Origin of the sequence: Methyloprofundus sp. (assembly GCF_965251085.1) — a bacterium.
In the GTDB taxonomy this organism is placed as follows: Bacteria; Pseudomonadota; Gammaproteobacteria; order Methylococcales; family Methylomonadaceae; genus Methyloprofundus.
This window is the reverse complement of sequence record NZ_OZ252594.1, coordinates 2774825-2795735: the sequence shown is the minus strand read 5'-3', so window position 1 is coordinate 2795735 and position 20911 is coordinate 2774825. Positions and strand designations below refer to the sequence as shown.

Annotated in this window: 20 protein-coding genes; 1 reads left to right on the top strand and 19 read right to left on the bottom strand. The window is 43.0% G+C overall.

Going from position 1 to position 20911, the window contains the following annotated elements; genetic code table 11:
* Nucleotides 1–125: 125 nt before the first annotated feature.
* From purD to dsbD, 19 genes are all read right to left on the bottom strand, one after another.
* A complete protein-coding gene (purD, locus tag ACQY3F_RS12985; protein WP_428355294.1) occupies nt 126–1400 on the bottom strand; it encodes a phosphoribosylamine--glycine ligase in 1275 nt (424 codons plus the stop codon).
* A gap of 125 nt (nt 1401–1525) precedes the next feature.
* Nucleotides 1526–3085, bottom strand: coding sequence for a bifunctional phosphoribosylaminoimidazolecarboxamide formyltransferase/IMP cyclohydrolase (gene purH / locus ACQY3F_RS12980; protein WP_428355293.1), 1560 nt, complete (start codon nt 3083–3085; stop codon nt 1526–1528).
* A gap of 27 nt (nt 3086–3112) precedes the next feature.
* Nucleotides 3113–3358 carry a helix-turn-helix domain-containing protein gene (locus ACQY3F_RS12975; protein WP_428355292.1) on the bottom strand — a complete coding sequence of 82 codons (246 nt, stop codon included), beginning with the start codon at nt 3356–3358 and terminating at the stop codon, nt 3113–3115.
* 1 nt (nt 3359) lies between these two features.
* Nucleotides 3360–4364 carry a tRNA dihydrouridine synthase DusB gene (gene dusB / locus ACQY3F_RS12970; RefSeq protein WP_428355290.1) on the bottom strand — a complete coding sequence of 335 codons (1005 nt, stop codon included), beginning with the start codon at nt 4362–4364 and terminating at the stop codon, nt 3360–3362.
* Nucleotides 4365–4751: 387 nt separating this feature from the next.
* Nucleotides 4752–5543 carry an EcsC family protein gene (locus ACQY3F_RS12965; protein ID WP_428355288.1) on the bottom strand — a complete coding sequence of 264 codons (792 nt, stop codon included), beginning with the start codon at nt 5541–5543 and terminating at the stop codon, nt 4752–4754.
* Between the two features lie 8 nt (nt 5544–5551).
* A complete protein-coding gene (locus tag ACQY3F_RS12960; protein ID WP_428355287.1) occupies nt 5552–6349 on the bottom strand; it encodes a sulfite exporter TauE/SafE family protein in 798 nt (265 codons plus the stop codon).
* A gap of 1 nt (nt 6350) precedes the next feature.
* On the bottom strand, nt 6351–8804 hold the full coding sequence (locus ACQY3F_RS12955; RefSeq protein WP_428355285.1) for a heavy metal translocating P-type ATPase: 2454 nt from the start codon (nt 8802–8804) through the stop codon (nt 6351–6353).
* A gap of 14 nt (nt 8805–8818) precedes the next feature.
* On the bottom strand, nt 8819–9433 hold the full coding sequence (locus ACQY3F_RS12950; protein WP_428355284.1) for a hypothetical protein: 615 nt from the start codon (nt 9431–9433) through the stop codon (nt 8819–8821).
* Between the two features lie 192 nt (nt 9434–9625).
* On the bottom strand, nt 9626–9967 hold the full coding sequence (locus ACQY3F_RS12945; protein WP_428355283.1) for a hypothetical protein: 342 nt from the start codon (nt 9965–9967) through the stop codon (nt 9626–9628).
* Between the two features lie 35 nt (nt 9968–10002).
* The gene (locus ACQY3F_RS12940) at nt 10003–10170 is read right to left on the bottom strand and encodes a heavy metal translocating P-type ATPase metal-binding domain-containing protein (protein ID WP_428355282.1); all 168 of its coding nucleotides are present in this window, start codon (nt 10168–10170) and stop codon (nt 10003–10005) included.
* Between the two features lie 176 nt (nt 10171–10346).
* A complete protein-coding gene (locus ACQY3F_RS12935) occupies nt 10347–10595 on the bottom strand; it encodes a hypothetical protein (RefSeq protein ID WP_428355281.1) in 249 nt (82 codons plus the stop codon).
* Between the two features lie 446 nt (nt 10596–11041).
* Complete coding sequence (locus ACQY3F_RS12930; protein ID WP_428355280.1) at nt 11042–12238, bottom strand: class I SAM-dependent rRNA methyltransferase; 1197 nt, start codon at nt 12236–12238, stop codon at nt 11042–11044.
* Nucleotides 12239–13044: 806 nt separating this feature from the next.
* The gene (locus ACQY3F_RS12925) at nt 13045–13560 is read right to left on the bottom strand and encodes a DUF3426 domain-containing protein (protein ID WP_428355278.1); all 516 of its coding nucleotides are present in this window, start codon (nt 13558–13560) and stop codon (nt 13045–13047) included.
* Between the two features lie 139 nt (nt 13561–13699).
* Nucleotides 13700–14578 (bottom strand): 50S ribosomal protein L11 methyltransferase, encoded by an 879-nt coding sequence (prmA, locus tag ACQY3F_RS12920; protein WP_428355277.1) that lies wholly within the window; start codon nt 14576–14578, stop codon nt 13700–13702.
* A gap of 381 nt (nt 14579–14959) precedes the next feature.
* On the bottom strand, nt 14960–16303 hold the full coding sequence (gene accC / locus ACQY3F_RS12915; RefSeq protein WP_428355275.1) for an acetyl-CoA carboxylase biotin carboxylase subunit: 1344 nt from the start codon (nt 16301–16303) through the stop codon (nt 14960–14962).
* A gap of 16 nt (nt 16304–16319) precedes the next feature.
* Nucleotides 16320–16763 carry an acetyl-CoA carboxylase biotin carboxyl carrier protein gene (gene accB / locus ACQY3F_RS12910; RefSeq protein ID WP_428355273.1) on the bottom strand — a complete coding sequence of 148 codons (444 nt, stop codon included), beginning with the start codon at nt 16761–16763 and terminating at the stop codon, nt 16320–16322.
* A 3-nt stretch (nt 16764–16766) separates the two neighbouring features.
* The gene (gene aroQ / locus ACQY3F_RS12905; protein WP_428355271.1) at nt 16767–17213 is read right to left on the bottom strand and encodes a type II 3-dehydroquinate dehydratase; all 447 of its coding nucleotides are present in this window, start codon (nt 17211–17213) and stop codon (nt 16767–16769) included.
* Between the two features lie 312 nt (nt 17214–17525).
* Complete coding sequence (locus tag ACQY3F_RS12900) at nt 17526–18044, bottom strand: TlpA family protein disulfide reductase (RefSeq protein ID WP_428355270.1); 519 nt, start codon at nt 18042–18044, stop codon at nt 17526–17528.
* Nucleotides 18045–18389: 345 nt separating this feature from the next.
* Nucleotides 18390–20636 (bottom strand): protein-disulfide reductase DsbD, encoded by a 2247-nt coding sequence (gene dsbD, locus ACQY3F_RS12895; protein WP_428355269.1) that lies wholly within the window; start codon nt 20634–20636, stop codon nt 18390–18392.
* A gap of 67 nt (nt 20637–20703) precedes the next feature.
* Between dsbD and ACQY3F_RS12890 the strand changes: the two genes are divergently transcribed.
* On the top strand, nt 20704–20901 hold the full coding sequence (locus ACQY3F_RS12890) for a hypothetical protein (RefSeq protein WP_428355268.1): 198 nt from the start codon (nt 20704–20706) through the stop codon (nt 20899–20901).
* Nucleotides 20902–20911 lie beyond the last annotated feature (10 nt).

Sequence of the window (20911 nt, the reverse complement as noted above, 5' to 3'; positions counted from 1 at the left end):
CGGTGGAATCAAGAGCTTGTGCTAGAAAACGTGAGCAACTGATTTTTCTAGGTTCATGTAGGGCGCGGCTTTAGCCCGCCTATATCGATATCAATAAAGGAGGATTAAAGCACGCTCACAGAATGTTATTTGAGAGCTTTAAAACCAATATCAGTACGATAATAGACTTTATCCCAGCTGATTTTCTCAGTGAGCTGATAGGCCTTTTCCTGGGCCTGTTTAATATCGTCACCCAGGGCACAGGCACATAAAACTCGTCCGCCTGCAGTGACAACTTCGTTGTCGACTAAACGGGTACCTGCATGAAAAACTTTGCTATCATTCGTACCAGTATCTGGTAGTCCGCTAATCACATCATCTTTAAGATAGTTATCGGGATAGCCGCCAGCCGCTAAAACAACACCTAATGCACTGCGTTCATCCCATTCAGTACTAAGATTAGCTAAGTCCTGGGTTAATGCTGCTTCACATAGCTCCACTAAGTCACTTTTCAGGCGCATCATAATCGGCTGCGTTTCCGGATCACCGAAACGGCAGTTATACTCTAAAACTTTGAGCTCACCATTAGGCTTAATCATTAAGCCGGCATATAAAAAGCCAGTATAGGGCATGCCATCTTCGCTCATGCCTTTTAACGTGGGATTAATCACTTCGTTCATCACTCGTTGGTGAATATCATCGGTGATAATCGGGGCAGGGGAATAAGCACCCATACCGCCAGTGTTCGGACCTTTATCACCATTGTCACGCGCTTTATGGTCTTGTGAGCTAGCCATAGGGAGTGCCTGTATACCATCGGCGATTACGATAAAGCTGGCTTCTTCTCCGCTTAGGAATTCTTCGATTACGACGCGGCTACCCGCTGCTCCAAAGCTATTGCCAGAAAGCATATCTTGCACAGCAGAAATAGCCTCGGCTTCACTCTGGGCAACGATAACGCCTTTGCCCGCAGCCAGGCCATCGGCTTTAACGACGATAGGTGCGCCTTTTTTCTGAATATAATCGATGGCTGCTTTGGTCTCTGTAAAGGTCTGGTACTCTGCTGTCGGGATGTTATGTCGTGCCATAAAGTCCTTACAGAATTTTTTCGAGCCTTCCAATTGTGCCGCCTGTGCACTTGGGCCAAAGCATTTAAGCCCAGCTGCTTGAAAGGCATCGACTATGCCTGCGACCAGAGGTACTTCAGGGCCGATAATGGTTAGACCTATCTTTTCCTTTTGCGCAAAGCTGAGTAAACCTTGGATATCTTCTACTGCAAGATCTATATTGGTGAGTTTGTCTTCTAAAGCTGTACCTGCATTGCCTGGAGCTACATAAACAGTGTCTACTTTAGGAGATTGACTAGCTTTCCAGGCCAGCGCATGTTCACGCCCGCCACTACCGACTATAAGAATTTTCATAATACTGGAGATTTTGGTATAGAGGTTTTATCGTGTAGGGCGTGGCTTTAGCCCGCTTTACTTGCTATTTAGCATCAAAAAAGGCGAGTTAAAGTCACGCCCTACAGGGTATGAAGTGGAGTTATTTAATGCTTGAAATGACGCATGCCGGTAAATACCATGGCGATATTATGCTCATCTGCGGCGGCAATAACTTCGGCATCACGCATCGAACCACCCGGCTGAATAACGGCAGTAATACCTGCTTCTGCCGCGGCATCCAGGCCATCTCTGAATGGGAAAAAAGCATCTGATGCCATGACCGACCCGGGAACTGTTAAGCCTTCATCTGTTGCTTTTATGCCTGCGATTTTGGCAGAATAAACACGGCTCATTTGCCCAGCGCCCACACCGATTGTGCGACCGTCTTTGCAATACACGATGGCATTGGATTTAACAAATTTAGCCACTTTCCAGGCAAATAATAAATCAGTTAATTCCTGCTCGGTTGGTGTGCGTTTGCTGACTACTTTAACTTCTGCGGCGGTGATCATACCATGATCTTTGTCTTGAACTAATAAACCACCAGATATGCGCTTATAGTCCAGGCTAGGTTCGTTACCACTATTCCATAGCCCACATTCTAGAACCCGGACATTTTGTTTTGCTGTCAGTACTGTTTGTGCTTTAAGGCTAATTGTCGGGGCAATAATAACTTCGACGAATTGGCGCTTAATGATCTCGGCAGCAGTCGCTGCATCTAATTCTCGGTTAAACGCAATGATACCGCCAAAGGATGATGTGGGGTCAGTAGCATAAGCTAGCTTATAAGCGTCCAGAATAGAGTCTGCCTGAGCAACACCACATGGGTTGGCATGTTTGACAATAACGCAGGTGGCTTTATTTTCGAAGGATTTAACACATTCTAATGCAGCGTCGGTATCGGCAATATTATTATAGGAAAGCTCTTTACCTTGCAGTTGTCTGGCCGCTGCAATCGATCCCGCGACAGGTGATTTTTCTTTGTAAAAAGCTGCATTTTGATGGGGGTTTTCTCCGTAACGCATGCTTTGGATCTTATTAAATTGCAAATTAAGCGTTTCAGGAAAGGTTTGCTGGTTCACTTTAGCTAAATATTGTGCAATAGCAGTATCGTAACTTGCTGTGTGTTCAAAGCTTTTCAGCGCAAGATTAAAGCGTGTTTGTTCGGATAATTGCTTTTCATTATTAAGCAGTTCATTTAATACCGTTGTATAGTCGTTTGGATCTACTACAATTGCGACGTCTTTGTGGTTCTTGGCGGCACCACGAATCATGCTTGGCCCACCAATATCTATATTTTCTATAGCGGTGTCAAAATCACAATCAGGGCGGGCAACGGTTTCTTCAAACGGGTAAAGGTTAACCACCACCATATCAATCGCTTTGATACCGCTATCCGCCATGATGTTATCATCAATACCCCGGCGTCCTAAAATACCCCCGTGAATTTTCGGGTGTAAAGTCTTGACCCGGCCATCCATCATTTCGGGGAAACCGGTGTAATCAGATACCTCGGTAACATTAATATCATTGTCGGCTAATAAACTGGCCGTGCCGCCTGTAGATAATAGTTCTATGCCTAACTGGTCCAGCTCACGGCAAAAATCAAGTACGCCAGTTTTGTTAGAAACGCTGATTAATGCGCGGTTAACTTTTTTATTCATGTAGATCTCTAAAGAAAAAGGAGGGGGTTAGGATATGCCGTATTGATCTAGTTTTTTACGTAAGGTGCTACGGCTGATACCAAGAATTTGTGCGGTTTTGGTCTGGTTATAACCTGAGTATTGATAGGTTGCTTCAAATAGCGGTTTTTCGATTTCAGTGAGTACCAGCGCGTGCAGGTCTGTTGTGTGATGTCCATCCAGTTGTGCGAGGTATTGATCTACAGCTGTCCTTACCTGCATAGATAAGGGAATAGGGGTGGTAATTGTCATCATATCAATACTTTATTGCTGCTTGCTTCTGTGGCAAAGCTTTATCAAAAAGGTCAAACGCAGAGCTAACGAGAGATAGCTGGGTTTCCGGGGAGATTGTCTGGTATATCGGTTTTTTTATCGCAGCGGGTAGTGAACCTAAATGTTCGAAATACCAGCCGATATGTTTCCTGCCTATTCTAACACCATTCAGTGCACCGTAAAATAGATACAGCTCTTCTAAATGCAGCAGTAAGGTGTTTTTAATTTTATTTATATCAGCCTGAATAGCTTGTTCGCCGGTTTGTAAATAGTGTTGAATTTCATTAAAAAACCAGGGCCTGCCTTGAGCAGCGCGGCCTATCATAATAGCGTCTGCAGAGGTGTAATTTAGCACGTATCTGGCTTTTTCTACCGTGGATATATCACCATTTGCGATGACCGGAATGGATACGGCTGCTTTGACCGCTTTAATGGTATCGTATTCAGCTGCACCCTTAAATGCACAGGCGCGTGTACGGCCATGCACGGTCAGGGCGGCAATACCGGATTGTTCAGCTAATTGGGCAATATTAATAGCATTGCGACTGTCTTTATCCCATCCGGTACGAATTTTTAGAGTGACCGGAACATCAACTGACTGTACAACCTTGTGTAGAATTCGTTTTACTAGCTCTTCATCGCGTAATAATGCAGAACCCGCTGCAACTGAGCAGACTTTCTTTGCCGGGCAACCCATATTGATATCGATAATTTGTGCGCCGCGTTGGGCGTTAAATTGTGCCGCGTCTGCCATTTGTTCGGGGTCTGTGCCAAGAATCTGCACGGAGCGCAAACCTGTTTCGCCTGTATGGTCGGCTTTTAACAAGGTGCGTTTATGTTTGCGTAAGGCCGGATTAGACGCGACCATTTCCGAAACAGCCAGTCCCGCACCGTTTTGTTTGCATAAGTTTCTAAACGGCCGGTCGGTAATCCCTGCCATGGGCGCTAAGATAAGATTATTTTGTAATTGGTAGGAACCTATCTTCATTATTATTGCAGGATAATTCTTTACGGGGCTAACTATAATACTACGAAACCATTTTTAATCTTAGGAATATTGGGTTAAGAAACAATTTAGTTTTACGCTTATGGAAATGGATAGTTTTCAGGATTTTTTATCCTAAAAACCGCAGTTGAATGCTAAAAAATACTCTAAGCATTTGAATATAAATCATAATGACCGTAACAACTTATCCCCTGCAGGGTGAACAGACTCCGCTTCACGGTTTTGTGAATAAACCTGATCGCGAAATGCTGCGTTACAGCTATTGCCAAGGGCTATGGCCATTGCCTGCTAGCGGTGCCTTGTCTTTCGCACTCAGATTCCCCACAAAATCCCTGCTCAACTGCGGTTTCTAGGATAATGGGGGGGATATTAGTACTGCTGCTGTGCCAGATATTTTTGGTAATTTAATTTGACGATTTCTGGTGTGTAGTTACGTTCTAGCCTGCGCAAAGCAAAATGCGCGTGAGCCAGGTTCTGGAAATAGCTAATAAATAACAGGTTAATTGTTGCGCCGCCAATAGCACCAATAACAGGTACGGATTGGGCCGCTAATTTTTCAGAAACAGGAACACTAAATCGAGCTGCAATTTGATTAATGGCTTTACTGACTATAGGTGCACTTTCCTTGCTTATAACTGGAGTGCTCAGTTGGGTTGATGCATCGGCTAGCCCTTTAGCTAATATTGAACGAATCGCATAATAACCCGTTTCTGATCCATGCTTAGTCGTGTCACTTAAGGCAAAAACCTCCAGGCAGGCCATCTTGGTATTGCTGTGGCTCAGGTTTTCACCATAGAAACGTGCTATATCGGCAATAGAGCGCAGCATAATAGTGGTTGAAATAGGCAGTTCTACAGTAATCGCAGTAAAACCGAAAGCACCGCCTACTGCACCGCTTAAGCAAGCAAAAAATTTATGCGTTCTATTATAGGGAATGCTGCTTTTGCGGGAATTTAAAGTGAATATTGCACCTTCCAGTGATTTTTCCAGGGCTGTGCGAGTTATATCATTTAATGATAGAGCGACTTGTGCGGGTAATATAGCAATCGTTTTTTCAACAGCACCACCCACAGTTTTTGTGAGTTTAGAACTAAAGCTAGGGTTTTCTAATACATCTGCTGCCTGATGCAAAACTGTTAGATCTTTAGTGGTGAGTTTCATCTTAAACGTTAAGGCATATTGTGCTTAGAGTGATCCATTTCCATGCCGGTTTGTTGTTCTGGTTTGCTGCCCAAGCTCATCAATTCCATCGATTGCATATGGTGCTGCATGTCCTTGAATCCGTTATCAGCAGCAAGGAAACGAATGCCGTTATACATGGTATTTGCTCCCATTACAATCATAAGGACAGCAGCGACTTTCAGCATTAATCCTCGTGCTGCAGTGCCTAGCTTACCAAATGCAAAAGTAACCACAAACATGGTGGGTAAGGTGCCCACGCCTAAAGCCAACATCATTAGGCCACCTTCTAAGGGGCTCGGTGCCGTGGTTGCATTGACGGCCATAGCAAAGGTTAGCGGGCAGGGCATTAGGCCATTTAACATACCGCCCATGCTGGCACCTAAAACAGAGCCACGTCTAGCCGCTGACATAAATATTTTATTCAGTACATTAGTCGGCATGTACTTCATTGAAAATTGCCAGGGAGAGAGTCCTACGATACCTAGGGCTAAAACAATGACGAAAAAGCCAATGGTGACCTGTAAAAACCCCTGAATATGTCCTAATAAACCAGTAGATACCAGTGCTACGCCTAGCAAGGCAGCGATAATGCCGACTATAAAATACATCGTAATGCGGGCAAAGTGATAGGCTATATAAGGCCAGACACTTTTCTTCTCGGTTTTCATAAAGAAGCCAGCAACCAGCGCTCCGCACATACCAGCGCAGTGTCCGCTACCAAAAAAACCAGTCAATAAAGCAAGGGTGTAAACCGTGTAATCCAGGTTGGCAAAAAAATCGACCACGTTATTTTCCGTTAATACGTAAAGAGTTGACGATCACCGAGACAGAGCTTAATGCCATGGCAGCTGAAGCTATCATTGGGTTTAGCTTGCCGACTGCAGCAATAGGGATGGCGATGGTGTTGTAACCGAAAGCCCAGAATAAATTTTGTTTGATAATTTTCATCGTGTAAGTGCTGAGTTCAACTGTTTCAGCTACTTTGGAAATATCTCCATTGACCAATGTCAAATCAGCCGATTCAATTGCAATATCAGTTCCATGACCTATGGCAAAACCAACATTCGCAGCCGCCAGGGCAGGAGCATCATTAATACCATCACCAATCATACCGACTGAACCGCCTTCATTTTGCAGGCGATGAATTTCCTGCAGTTTTTGCTCAGGTGTTGCATGAGCGATAACTGTTTTAATGCCGACCAGATCAGCAATATGGTTGGCTGTCTCAATAGTATCACCTGTGACCATCAGGGTTTCAATATTTAACTGGTTCAGTGCGGCAATCGCCTGTTTGGCTGATTCTCTGGGTTGGTCAGCAATACCAAATATCGCACTTGCCTTACCATTAAAAGCAGTAAAAACAGGTGTTTTGCCTTTTAGCCCTAATTCGTAAGCATGAGGCAGTAATTCATTAATACCGATATTTTGTTCTTCTAACCAGGCCTGGTTACCAATCAATACCTGGTAATGTCCTACTTTTGTTTGCAGACCACGACCCGCGGTAACCTGAAAATCTTTTACCGCTTTAAAATCAAAATCATGTTCTGTCTGTGCATAATTAACAATCGCCTGAGCCAGGAAATGCTCTGAGTTATTTTCGGCAGAAGCAATATGCGTAAGCAGTATTTCATTATCCAGTTGACTGATGTTAATAAAGTCGGTCACCACCGGTTTTCCTTCGGTAATGGTTCCAGTTTTATCAAAGATTATGGCTGTTAAGTGGGTGGCTGTTTCCAAGCTTTCGCCATTGCGGATAAAAACGCCGCGTTTCGCGGATTGCCCAGTACCCACCATGATTGCTGTTGGTGTTGCTAAACCCAGTGCGCAAGGGCAGGCAATGAGTAGCACAGTCACTGCGCTGCTAAAAGCAAAGCTGAAAGGTGCCCCCGCAATAGTCCATGAAACAAAGGTGAGTGCTGAAATACCCATAACACTGGGCACAAATACGGCCGAAATTTTATCGACCATTTTTTGTACCGGTAATTTAGATGCCTGTGCGTGATCGACCATATGGATAATCCCCGCGAGCACTGTATCCATGCCGATAGCTGTTGCTTCGATAGTCAGTACGCCAGTGCCATTAACGCAGCCGCCAATGACTTTGTGTCCGGTTTCTTTGATAACAGGAATACTTTCACCGGTCACCATGGCTTCATCTACGGTTGAAATTCCATCAATAACTTCGCCATCTGTAGGGATTTTTTCCCCAGGGCGGACGAGTAAGGCATCGCCTAATTCGATATCATCAATACCAATAGTAATTTCGCTACCATCTTTTAACAGTGTCGCCGTTTGTGGTTGTAAATCTACCAGCTTCCTAATGGCTTCGCCGGCCTTTCCTTTGGCACTTTCTTCCATATAACGTCCCAGCAGGACAAAGGAAATAATACTGGCAGCCGCTTCAAAATACAGATGTCCACTACCTCTTAACAGGGAGGGTATGCTATAGCCATAAGCGGAGCCAACACCGATAGCGATTAAACTATCCATATTTGCCCGGCCCATTTTTGCAAGCAACCAGGCTTTGCTAAAAAAGCTTAGGCCTGCGCCAAACACTACCGGGGTCGTTAATGCAAATTGAATCCAGTGATATACACGTCCTGCAGGCATTGCCATACCGATTGCAACGACCGGGGCGCTGAGGACGCTGGCCCAAATAAATCGTTTTTTAGCGCTGGCCAGGCGCAGGTGCTCCTTTCTTATAAGCTCCTGACGCTGCGACAGCGTATCCATTAAGTTAGCTTTATAACCGACTTTGCTGATGATTTGAGCCATGTCCTGACGCGATAAACGGCCATTAGATGAAGCGATAGCCGAGGCAAAGTTGACTGTAGCGTCATGGACGCGTGGGTCCCGCTTTAGGCTCATTTCCAGTAATAATGCGCAAGAGGCGCAGCTCATACCTTCAATAGCCAGGCTAATATCTTGTAAAGGAATACTGGTGTCTTCAATAATATTGCTTTTTGGCAGGCTGATTTTTTTCTTGCCGATATTACCCAGCACCAAATCCAGCAAGGTCAGGAAATTCTCTTTAGGTAAGTTTTTGTGATCAAAATACAGGGTTACCGAGCCAATTTCCGGGATAGATTTTATGCTTTTTATTGCAGGGCGTTTTTTTAATATGATCTCAAAAATATAAGTTCGCTCAGGATCCTTTTTCAGAATAGGAACTAAAATCCGAATACGGTTTTTCAATTCATGAACGAGCTTAAAATTTTTAGGCTGAAAAGATGAATTCATAAGAAACTTGAGCGTTATTTGTTTTTAGAGGTTTTAGAGCGAATAAATAAAAACATCAGGTAAAAAATGGTTAGCCATTGATAGCGGTACTTCATAGGCGCCAATATCCATTTTTTAGTAATCAGCTTCCAGTGCGTTTTAATGAGGAAAAGTACTAAAACGTCATTAAAAAAAGTAATCAGGGTTTTTTCGGGGTTAGCGAGAATTTCGGGTTTTTTTTTCAGCCCTAGTTTCGCCAAAATGCTGATGGCTTGTGCTGTTTCTTTGGTTTCTGTATATTTTTCTTTAGCCCAGCGGGTGCTTTTCCAGTTAGGTAGCTTAAAGTTTTCAGTGAACTTGCTGCTGTTTCCGGTGTCTGGTTTAGCTTTGAAAAAGCCTTTTTTTTCCAGGTCGGTAAGCAATTTAAAAAGCTGCTGATCTAATTCTTGCAGTGACAGGATTTCTTCAGTGTAACGAATGGCCAGTTTGCGCTTGTTTCTGAATAAATTAACCCGATACACACCGTCAAAATCATTGATTGCATCAGCTACGAAACTTGCGACTTCGTCGCTACATAAGCGTTCCGGAATTTGGAATCTCACATGGCCAGAAGATTTGTAACGCAAAATAATTTCTTGTTGTATAGACATGTCAGTAGTAAAACGAGAGATAAGAGTGACTGTTGAAAAGGAAAATCAGCATTAGTCAAGTGCTACGAATTAGCACCAATAAGAGACACTATTGAACTGCGCTCCCTGCATTTTTCGCTAGGGCGGGGTTACAAACCTCGCCCTAAATCGAGTGACTCAGTAAAATACATCGCCGCTGTGAGGAGAAGAATTTTATTCTTGGTCTTCCTTAGACTCAGCAACCATATCTTCCAGGTTTTCTTTTTGTTGTAGTACAAAGTCCTTACCTTTATCGCCAACTGAGGTGACTGAAGAAAGGATTTCTTTGCGGTATTTGTGAGCATAGTAGCCAGCTACCATGCCAATACCTATTAATAATAGTGGGTGTTTAGTGATTTTACTCATAATTGTTTTTCCAGTTTGTGCGCCTGCAGACATAACAGCACCTTTAATTAATGTAGTTGAAACTTCATGCTTATCCATCCCATGATGGGCTAGGTTTTTAGCATGTTTTAATGTTGTAGCAGCAGCTTTTTTACCATGATTGTGAGCCATTATTTAATAGTCCAGTTGAAAATGTGAATAAAGATTTATTTTTGGGCTTCTTCAGGTAGCAGGTTTTCTTCGTTGAGCATTTGATAAATGCCCTGGCAGCCTTCGCAGCAAAATTCTTTGTTACCTTCTTTTGTAAGCAGAGTAAAGCCTTCGACTTCTACAGGGAGCCCACATAAATCACATGATTTCTTTTCGTCAGCCATAAGTGTCAATTGTAAGGATAGATAATAAATTCGAGAAGCGTATTCAGGGATTATTTGACATTCAATAATAAGCCTTGGGTACGCTCTGAAAAAAGACTATACCAGAATTTAGGTATAAAAGTGGGGTTTTTGTTGGAAATTAGAGGTAGTTAACAGTAAAACCTAGGGAGGGAGTGTTAATTACATTCGGTATCCGGAGCGCAGATTTCTGAATTATTTTGCCCATTGTTGGGATTTTGATGACAGACTTTAGTTGATGCTTTCATTAAAGCGATGCGCATGGCTCCCGTTAGACTGGACCCTAGACCAAGACGTGCTGCAACAGCAGGGAGTACGATAAATGAGGCGAGTGCGAGGCCCGCACCCAACAGAATTGCACTATTTGAAACCTGAGATTCTTGTTGTACTGATGGTTGATTGCTCATTTTTCCGACTTGATTAATTGAGGATGGTATATTAATCATACAAAAAGTAAGCCAACTTTTAACTAATTGTTATATAAAAATAAAAGTCTTTTAAAAATATAAATAAGGTTAAAAATAAGTTATTTGATGGTGTTGTTTTCAGTTATATAACATAGCTTAATAAATGTCTTCCTGGTATTGAACTATCGCTACAGTGCTGATGATGGACAAAAAGACCAGCAAGGATGGATGATTGTTTTTTTTTAGGTCCCTGAACACGCAGTTAATAATTTGAGTAAAAGTAGCGTGTGGCTTATTTTTCTATAGTCTCAGTAACCTGATCTCTCTGAAAACAATTGGATACTTATTACGGCATCGTAGGATGCTGCTGAGGAACGAAGCGCATCATTCGCGATAGATGCGCTTCATGGTGATTATTGCCCCGCTTTAAGTGTGTAACCTTTTTACTAAAGACTCTCAGAAACAGCGCAGAAATAAGTTTTTAAGTATTCTGTTTCTGAAATTGCGGGATGAATTGGATGATCAGGTGCCTGCCCGCCCATTGCGACGATACTTAGACTTCTATCTATATGGCGTGCTGACGAACGTAATATTTCATGTAAATTCGCTTTGCTTAAATGGTACGAGCAAGATGCAGAAACTAGAATGCCATCTTTTTCTAATACTTGCAAAGCCAGATGGTTGAGGCGGCGGTAGGCTTCATAACCTGATTTAAAGTCTTTTTTACGTTTAATTAAAGCGGGTGGATCTAAAATTACAATATCAAATCGCTGCTTTTCCAGACGTGCCTTTTTTAAGAATTCGAATACATCGCTGTGTACAAACTGCATGCTATCGCTGACATGATTTAAGTGGGCATTTTGCTCTGCCAAGGCGATTGCGCCGGCTGAAGAATCAACACAGGTTACTTGCTGCGCAGCATTCATTGCGGCAGGTATGCCCCAGGCTCCGGCATAGGAAAATAGGTCTAACACCGTTTTGCCTTTAGTTAATTTTGCCAATTCGGCACGGCTGCTGCGGTGATCGTAGAACCAGCCAGTTTTCTGTCCCGCTACGATATCTATTTTGAATTGTGCGTTATTTTCTTCAATAATTAATTGTTCGGGTAATGCGCCGTATGCACAGACAGACTCGGTGGATAAGCCCTCTAACTCTCTTTGTGGGTTATCATTTTTAAGCAAGATGGCACTGGGTTGTAACAGTTCTACTAATACCTCTAATAAGGGTTCCTTTTGGCGTTCAATGCCTGCGGTTGTTATTTGTACGGATAATACATCGGCAAAGCGGTCGATTACCAGACCTGGGAGGCCGTCCGATTCGCCAAATATAAGCCGGTAATAGGGTTTGTTGTAAAAACGTTCGCGCAAGGCCAGTGCCCGGGCAATGCGTGTACTAAACATTTTGGCACCTAATTTTGCAGTAGGTTTTCTGGATAATACTCGCGCGCAAACAAGAGTGGCTGGATTGATATAGGCACTCCCCATAACTTGACCATCACTTGCGACAACCTTAACCATGTCACCCGGCGTAAATTGATTGAGCGGGCTGCGCGCAGTGTCAACCTCATTACTGAACACCCAAAGGTGACCTTTGCGTAAGCGCTTATCTTCGTTTTTCTTTAGAAATAATTCAGGGTGTGCCATAAGGGATATTAGTTGTTAAGAGCGAGTTGAGTATTATAACGAACTCCGCTGAGCGCATGGAATAAATCCCGCGATAGCGCAAGTCTCTAATGGGTAGGGGTTAACTTTGTAAAGTGGTGGGGTTATTATTTTTTACCATGAAGGTCATGAAGGTCATGAAGAGCATGAAGGTGGGGAGTTTATTATCAGTATAAGTAGTAAAACCAATTGTTTTTCTTCATTATCTTTGTGCGCTTTATGGTAATAATACTTGGTTACGGTGATACTTAAGCCGTACTAAAAGCCTTTATATCAGGCTGTTCAGATTATTATTTGTTTTACCATGAAGTTAATGAAGAACACGAAGGTGGGGGGGGGGATTATCTGTATAGGTAGTATAAGCCAACTGCTTTTCTTCATTATCTTCATGCGCTTTATGGCAATAATACTTGGTTACGGTGATACTTAAGTCGTGCTAAAAAACCTTCATATCAGGCTGTTCAGGTTATTATTTTTTTACCATGAAGTTCATGAAGAACACGAAGGTGGGGGGGGGGTTATCTGTATAGGTAGTATAAATCAACTGCTTTTCTTCATTATCTTCATGCGCTTTATGGCAATAATACTTGGTTACGGTGATACTTAAGCCGTGCTAAAAAACCTTCATATCAGGCTGTTCAGGTTATTATTTTTTTACCATGAAGTTCATGAAGAACACGAAGGTGGGGGGGGGATTATCTGTATAGGTAGTATAAACCAACTGCTTTTCTTCATTATCTTCATGAACTTCATGGTAAAAAAATAAGTCCTACGTTCTAGTGCTGCACTTATTTTAACTCGATGCTATAGCCAGCAATTTCCTGCTCAGGAACAGAAATAAAGAAATCAATATCAGCAGTAGCAGAACTCTGAATAAGCTGAATTGCGTTTTGCTTGATTAAATATTCACTGGGAACGAGTGTTCTTTGGGCAAATAAACCGCCATGCAAGTTATGCAACGATACAAGAAGATCCGGGTAACGTTGAGCAAAGTCAGCATGGTTAATCAGGCTGACCTGCAGGCGATAGTTGTTAGCATTAAGTTTATCTAGTGCACTGCCGATAGTGGTGAATTCGGCAAGATTACGGTAAGTAGGTAGTGGGTAATTAAGCTGTGTACTTAGAGCCTGGAGCGAAGGTCTTAGGTGCGCATTTTGTGCCAGCGGGTAGCCATAAAAGTAAACCAGCTGATACGCAAATAATAAAACTGCGACGAAGCTTCCTGTTATCCAGCTTTTGGTATGAGGGATGTTAGTTTTTTGCCAGGGATAGGTTTCAATAATGCTAGGTTCATCCTTTGGCAAGGAGGGTTCGCTTAAGCAGTCGTGAAGGTTAAACTTAAACTTGCATTGCGCACAGCTTATTCTGCCGTGCTTTTTTTTCAGTTGTCTGGTGCTGATTTTTTGTGGGTGCGAACACTTGGGGCAAAAAGTGTCCATGTGCTTAGTTTTTTACACCATCCAGACGACACCAGTCATCCTGAATAATAGGGTTATTCATAGCAAAATTGGCCTGATAAGCCGTAGCAACAGCATCAGCCTGTTCTTTGAGTATGCCAGATAATACCAGGCTACCTTTAGGTTTCACTAAGCTGCTAATATGCTCAGAAAGTTCAATAAGAGGGTTGGCAAGAATATTTGCCAGCACAATATCTGCTGCCAAAGGATCAAATTGTTCCGCTAAATAGGTTTTTATTTTAGAGCCTACCTGATTTTTCTGTGCATTATCCTGAGTGGCAGTCAGAGCCTGAGGGTCTATATCAATCGCGTGCGCTTGTTTAGCGCCAAGTAATACCGCAGCAACCGCGAGAATGCCAGAGCCACAGCCGAAATCAATGACTGTTTTTCCCGTGACATCATTCTTTGCCAACCATTCAAGACAGAGTGCAGTGGTCGGGTGGGTGCCTGAGCCAAAGGCTAGTCCCGGGTCGAGAATTAAACTGACCGTCCCTGTTTTGGACTGCTCTTGACCAGTAGGATATACCCATAGGCGTTCGCCAAACTGCATAGGCTGGAAATGCTCCATCCAGGCGCGTTCCCAGGTTTGGTCCTGCAGGATTTCAGCATGCCAGTCGTGTACGGTTTTGCTGTCAAACTGCTGCAAAAGCACAGTCTTGATGATTTCAGGAGAGGCATCTAGTTCGAATAAGGCAACAGTTTTAGTATGCTCCCAGATTCTTGTCTCGCCTATATCTGGCTCATAAACGGGCTGAGCTGAGGCATTCATAAAGGTGACTGAAACAGCGCCGAGTTCACTAAGAAAATCGGAAATATCGTCTGCGGCAGCTTTGTCGCTGACCACAGAAATTTGATGCCAGGCCATAATGATTTTTTCGAGTAGAGCGGACTTTAGTCCGCTAAGGCATAGAAAGAAAGGGAATGGGTAAATGCTATATTGAAATTAGTGCAGGGCTAGCGATTATAACCATGAAGGTTTATTCAGCTAAATATCTTTCGTGCGGTCACGGATGCAGATTTCTAACGGCTGATTTTTTGCCGCTAGCCACGTTGCTGAAACCTTTACGTAGCTAACTATGCCAGTTTCAGCATCTTGCTATCGACAAAAATCAGCTCACTATATTTCCTCATCCGTGACCGCGCGAAGTATATTAGATTGAAGTAGGCGGTGTATTTCTTCAGGCTCTTCATGATTAAAAAACATGGTTAGCTGATACGGGCGGACTGAAGTCCGCCCTACACAGGCTTAACTCTTACCTAGCTTCTTTTCCAAATAATGGATGTTCTGGCTACCTGCTACGAAAGCGCTATCTGCCATAATCTCCTGTTGTAATGGAATATTGGTCTTGATGCCATCGATGACCATTTCACTTAGCGCTGTACGCATACGCGCGATAGAGCTGGCTCTGTCATCGCCATGGGCAATCAGTTTGCCGATCATTGAGTCATAATATGGAGGCACTTTATAACCATTATAAATATGCGTTTCGCAACGAATACCCGGGCCTCCCGGCATGTGAAACAGATCTATCGTGCCAGGGCACGGCATAAAAGTAACGGGATCTTCTGCATTTAAACGGCACTCAATCGCATGACCGCGTATAACCACATCGTCCTGAGTATAAGACAAAGGTTCACCTGCCGCTATACGTAATTGTTCTTTGACAATATCAATCCCGGTGACCATTTCTGTGACCGGGTGTTCTACTTGAATACGGGTATTCATTTCGATAAAGAAAAACTCGCCGTTCTCAAACAGGAATTCGAAGGTCCCCGCTCCTAGATAGCCCATGTCAACACAGGCTTGTGCACATCGCTCACCTATAAACTTACGCTGTTCTTCGGTGATACCTGGCGCGGGGGCTTCTTCAACCACTTTTTGATGCCGACGTTGCATAGAGCAATCTCGCTCGCCTAAGTGTATGGCATTGCCGTGCGCATCGGAAAGCACCTGAATCTCGATATGGCGGGGGTCTTCAAGGAATTTTTCCATATAGACCGTTGGGTTTCCAAAAAACGAGCCCGCTTCTGATTTGGTCAGGGCAATTGAGCTAATTAATGCGCCTTCCGTGTGTACCGTACGCATACCGCGACCACCACCGCCGCCAGCCGCTTTGATGATAATCGGATAGCCAATTTCGTGCGCCATTTTTTGGTTAGTCGCATTATCATCCCCCAAAGGGGCGCCATTACCGGGAACACAAGGAATACCTGAAGCAATCATGGCTTTTTTAGCTTCGATTTTGTCACCCATTTTGCGAATGGTATCGGCTTCAGGGCCAACAAAAACAAAACCGCTTTGTTTTACTTTTTCAGAGAATTCGGCGCTTTCAGCTAGAAAACCATAGCCGGGGTGTATCGCTTCGGCATCAGTTACTTCGGCAGCACTAATAAGTGCAGGAATATTTAAATAACTATCTACAGAGGCTGGAGGACCAATGCAAATAGCTTCATCAGCCAGGCGTACATGTTTTAAGTCGCGATCCGCACTAGAGTAGACAGCGACTGTTTTAATGCCTAATTCACGACAGGCACGTAAAATTCGTAGAGCAATTTCACCACGATTTGCAATAACAAGTTTATCGAACATAGTTTTTACCTCGTTATTATTCTATGATGAATAGTGGTTGATCATATTCAACCGCTTGTGCATCTTCGATTAACATTTGCTTGATAACGCCAGTTTTATCCGCTTCTATCTGGTTAAGAATCTTCATTGCTTCAATTATACAAAGCGTATCGCCTTCATTAACAGACTGGCCGACCTCTACAAACGGAGCTGAGCCAGGAGAGGCCGAACGATAGAAGGTACCTACCATCGGTGATTTAACTGCATGGCCTGAAGGTTCATTCACTACCGGCGCGTTAGCCGTAGGAATTGCTACAGGTGCCGCAGCAACTGGTGCGGGCGCAGCAGCAACTGCAACCGGGGCAGCCAAACTAGAGTAGCGGTTAATACGCACAGACTCTTCGCCTTCGGTAATTTCAATTTCAGCGATATCTGATTCTTCAATAATTTCGATTAGTTTTTTTATTTTTCTAATATCCACGATTTATTTTCTCTCGAGTAGTATCTGGTGAGCAGCCTGTAAGGCCAGTTCGTATCCAGTTGCTCCCAGCCCACAAATAACACCCTCTGCGATATCAGAGAAATAAGAGTGTTTGCGAAATGATTCGCGCGCGTGGACATTGGACAAATGGACTTCTATAAAAGGAATTTTTGTTGCTAATAAAGCATCGCGAATCGCGACGCTGGTATGCGTAAATGCGGCCGGGTTGATAATAATAAAATCAACCTGATCAGAAAAAGCCTGATGAACAAGTTCAACAAGTTCGTGTTCGGCATTTTTTTGATAAAATTTTAAGCTATGCCCGGCATTGGTAGCAAAGGATTCGCTATTTTTTTGAATATCGGCCAGAGTTTTATTGCCATAATGACCTGGCTCCCGAATACCGAGCAGGTTGAGATTAGGGCCATTAAGAACAGTGATTTTTGCCATTTTGTTACGTTGTTATTTTTATTTTACGTAAGAAAGGTCTAATTTTCCCTAATTTGTAAGGTTTTGTCCAGATATATGTTTTTTAGCAACAGTTCGCGACAAAACTAGCTATTTTTTTACTACTTAAGTGTGTAATGAAGTTAGGGCTTGGCACTTAATAAGCCACCTGGAAACTAATGATCATTCATCCTTGCTGGTCTTTTTGTGCGTCATCAGCAATGTAGCAATAGTTACGTAGCCAGCTATGTGCCTATTGCTACAGCACTGATGACAAACAAAAATCCTGCCCAAATATTAGGCAGTTATTTATTTTCAGGTGCCTAATGCTCCAATAATAAGTTCTTGTAAACGTTGTTTAGATAATTCCCCTGGATGATAAAAAATAATTTCTTGTTGCCGGTTAACTAGCGCAGTAAAGGGGATGGCTTTAATAGTATTACCTAACTTTTGCGAGAGCTCTGCTCCTTCTGATTCAGCAATCAGCACAGGGTAATTAATGTTGCTAAAGCTTAAGTAGTCAGCTACTAAATCAGCATCATCGATAGCGATGCCAATAAATTGCACATTCTGTTCTGCATACTCAGCTTGTAATTCAATAAATTCAGGAATTTCTTTTAGGCAAGGTGGACACCAGGTAGCCCAGAAATTAATCACCAAAATTTTTCCATGCCACTCAGAAATAGGGTGGATAGTGCCTGCAAGGTCGGGGAGAGAAAATTCAGGCAATGTAATAGTAGGTTGTGCTTGCGCGGGTTTTAAACTATTTTCCCATACAAGAAATGTGCTGATTAGCAGTGTAATGGCTATTAGAGCAATAAAGGGCTTAGGCATAATCCTAGAAACCGCAGTTGAGCAGGGATTTTGCGGGAAATCTGAGTGCGAAAGACAAGGCACAGCTAGCAGGCAATGGCCGTAGCCCTTGGCAATAGCTGTAACGCAGTATTTCGCGCGCAGATTTATTCACAAAACCGTGAAGCGGAGTCTGTTCACCCTGCAGGTGATAGGTTGTTATGGTCATTATTTTTTATATTCAAATACTTAGAGTGTTGTTTAGCGTTCAACTGCGGTTTTTAGGATAATTAAGGCTAGGTTAAAAACTGTGGGCGGGCATACAGCCCTTGTTTGTCATTTGATATAAATTACTGTGAATAGCGGATTGAAGTACGCCTTACAGAATTAATTAAACTGGCTCAAGTGTTGCAAAAATTCATCTGCTTTTTGGTAGCCAATGACTCGTGCAGCAGATTGTTCCTGCTGTTCAGGGTTAAAGAATAATATTGCAGGAGGGCCTATTAGGTTATAGGCTTTTAATAAGGCTTTTTCCTGCTCATTATTGGCAGTAACATCTGCTTGCAAGATCACAAAACCAGACAGGGCCTGTTTAACTTCGGGATTGCTTAATGTATAGGCTTCCATTTCTTTACAGCTGATACACCAATCAGCATAGAAATCCAGCATGACCCACTTTCCTTGAGCGCTTGCAATTTGTAGTTGCTGGTTTAATTCGCTTAGAGAGACCACACGTTTAAATTTGATTGGTGTTTCCTGTTGCGAGCTGGATAAACCTGGCGAAAGTCCTTTTAAGGGGAGTAAGGGGTTACTACTGCCAGCGCTCAGACCTAAAAGAATAAATAAGCCATAAGCAAATAAAATGACCCCAAATCCTTTCCATAGTTTATGCCAGCCACTATCTACTTCAGGTAAAGGGTCTAACACGCGCAGATAGATAGCTGGAATAATACACAGCATAGCCCAGAATAACATAGTGACTTCAGGGGCTATTACTCGCTCAAGCATCCATACCGCGACAGCCAGCATAATAACGCCAAACACAGATTTGCTGGCATTAAGCCAGTGCCCGGCTTTGGGTAATAAGCTACCCGCAGAGGCACCTATAATTAATAGTGGAATACCCATGCCAAAGCCCATTACAAACAATGCAGAACCGCCGAGGATAACATCCCCCGTCTGTCCTATATACATCAGTGCTGCAGCCAAAGGAGCGGCTACACAAGGCCCGACTATAAGTGAAGAAAATATGCCCATCAAAGCTGCACCGATAAACGATCCATCCCGGTGATGATCGCTGGCATTGTGTAAGCGTGACTGTAAAGACTTTGGCAGCTCAAAATTGTAAAAGCCAAACATCGATAAAGATAAAGCGACAAAAATACCACTAAATAAGTAAATTACCCAGGGCGCTTGAAAGGTTGCCTGGAGATTACTGCCAAATAATGCGGCAAGCACACCAAATAAGGTATAGGTAATAGCTGAAGCTAGAACAAAGCTTAAAGACAGGAAGAAAGCCTTGCGATGGGTGATATCCTTACCCTGACCAACGATAATACCCGATAAAATGGGGATCATTGGAAACACACAAGGCGTAAAAGCTAATAATAAGCCAAAGCCTAAAAAGCTCAGCAAGGTTAGGAAAAAAGAGTCCTGCTGTAAAGACGCTACGATGAGGTCTTGCTCAGAATCGGTTTTTTTAGCTGGACCGGCTGTATCCGAGATTGCTGCAGTACTAATAGCAGGTAATAATAATGTGACTGATTGCTGCATAGGTGGGTAGCAAACCCCCCGTTCCGCACACCCTTGAAACTTGGCGATTAGCGTAATATTTTGTTCTGTGACTTTACTGCGTGCCAGAGGAACATCTATACTGAGATTGTTATATAACAGCTCAACATCGCCAAAAGCTTCATCATATTTAGCTATGCCGTGTGGGATTTCATAACTGAGCAACTGCGTATCGGTAGTAGCGGATAATTGCAGCTCAAATTTTTCCCGATACAGATAATAGCCATCGGCAATACGCCATTGTAAATTCAAAGTTTGACCATCTTTAACGCTGGCAAAAAATTGAAAAGCTTCTTCAGCCGGTAATAATTTATCAGAAAATAGCTGTAAACCTAGGTTTAGGCCTTTGCTTAACTGATCCAACGGGTTAAATGAGCCGCTAGATTGTGGCGTCTTTATAGCAGGCAAATCAATCTGCAGAAGGGTTTGTTGCGGAGGGTAACAAAGTCCTAAATCAGAGCAACCCTGGTGCTTAATTAGCAGGGAAAAAGTCAGCGCAGTGACTGGACGTTTAAGAGTTAATAAAGATTCTGCCGCATGACGATAAATCTGCATATCACCAAAATTTGGATCCTTTTTCATTTCACCAGCCGGTAAATCAGCTTGCTCAATAATGACCGAATCCGTTTTAGAGCTAAAAGATATTTTCTTGCGATATAAATAATAACCATCGGCAATTAGCCAGGAAACCTTTACATTACCATCGGCAGTAGCAACTGCAGAGACTTTAAATGCCTGCTCAGGGGGCAATAACTTATCCGGATCAAGTGCATAAGCCCACTGGCTTACAAGAACAAAAAAACAGGCTAAAGTAAATTTCAAATAATGCATTAAATTATCCATTGTAGTAAAGTCAGATCAGCTCTATTGCTAGGAAAAACCGATTATAGTGTTTGTTGTGGCAGCTACTTTGACAAAAAATTCTCGGTATCTGTTTGCAGCAGGTGTAGGGCGTAGAAACTTATTATGCTTATGGATTAACCGAGTTAGGAGCGAGGATTTAATGCTATCCGCAAGTATGACGCAGGATTTTGGCATCACACCTGCGGAGTCAAAAGAAACGTCATTCCTGCGTAGGCAGGAACAAGTCAGACTCGGGTATTATTGAATTCTCGCTC

Coding starts and splice junctions, on each gene's coding strand:
- purD (WP_428355294.1), bottom strand. CDS start 1,400: ATGAAAATTCTTATAGTCGGTAGTGGCGGGCGTGAACATGCGCTGGCC.
- purH (WP_428355293.1), bottom strand. CDS start 3,085: ATGAATAAAAAAGTTAACCGCGCATTAATCAGCGTTTCTAACAAAACT.
- ACQY3F_RS12975 (WP_428355292.1), bottom strand. CDS start 3,358: ATGATGACAATTACCACCCCTATTCCCTTATCTATGCAGGTAAGGACA.
- dusB (WP_428355290.1), bottom strand. CDS start 4,364: ATGAAGATAGGTTCCTACCAATTACAAAATAATCTTATCTTAGCGCCC.
- ACQY3F_RS12965 (WP_428355288.1), bottom strand. CDS start 5,543: ATGAAACTCACCACTAAAGATCTAACAGTTTTGCATCAGGCAGCAGAT.
- ACQY3F_RS12955 (WP_428355285.1), bottom strand. CDS start 8,804: ATGAATTCATCTTTTCAGCCTAAAAATTTTAAGCTCGTTCATGAATTG.
- ACQY3F_RS12950 (WP_428355284.1), bottom strand. CDS start 9,433: ATGTCTATACAACAAGAAATTATTTTGCGTTACAAATCTTCTGGCCAT.
- ACQY3F_RS12945 (WP_428355283.1), bottom strand. CDS start 9,967: ATGGCTCACAATCATGGTAAAAAAGCTGCTGCTACAACATTAAAACAT.
- ACQY3F_RS12940 (WP_428355282.1), bottom strand. CDS start 10,170: ATGGCTGACGAAAAGAAATCATGTGATTTATGTGGGCTCCCTGTAGAA.
- ACQY3F_RS12935 (WP_428355281.1), bottom strand. CDS start 10,595: ATGAGCAATCAACCATCAGTACAACAAGAATCTCAGGTTTCAAATAGT.
- ACQY3F_RS12930 (WP_428355280.1), bottom strand. CDS start 12,238: ATGGCACACCCTGAATTATTTCTAAAGAAAAACGAAGATAAGCGCTTA.
- prmA (WP_428355277.1), bottom strand. CDS start 14,578: ATGGCCTGGCATCAAATTTCTGTGGTCAGCGACAAAGCTGCCGCAGAC.
- accC (WP_428355275.1), bottom strand. CDS start 16,303: ATGTTCGATAAACTTGTTATTGCAAATCGTGGTGAAATTGCTCTACGA.
- aroQ (WP_428355271.1), bottom strand. CDS start 17,213: ATGGCAAAAATCACTGTTCTTAATGGCCCTAATCTCAACCTGCTCGGT.
- ACQY3F_RS12900 (WP_428355270.1), bottom strand. CDS start 18,044: ATGCCTAAGCCCTTTATTGCTCTAATAGCCATTACACTGCTAATCAGC.
- dsbD (WP_428355269.1), bottom strand. CDS start 20,636: ATGGATAATTTAATGCATTATTTGAAATTTACTTTAGCCTGTTTTTTT.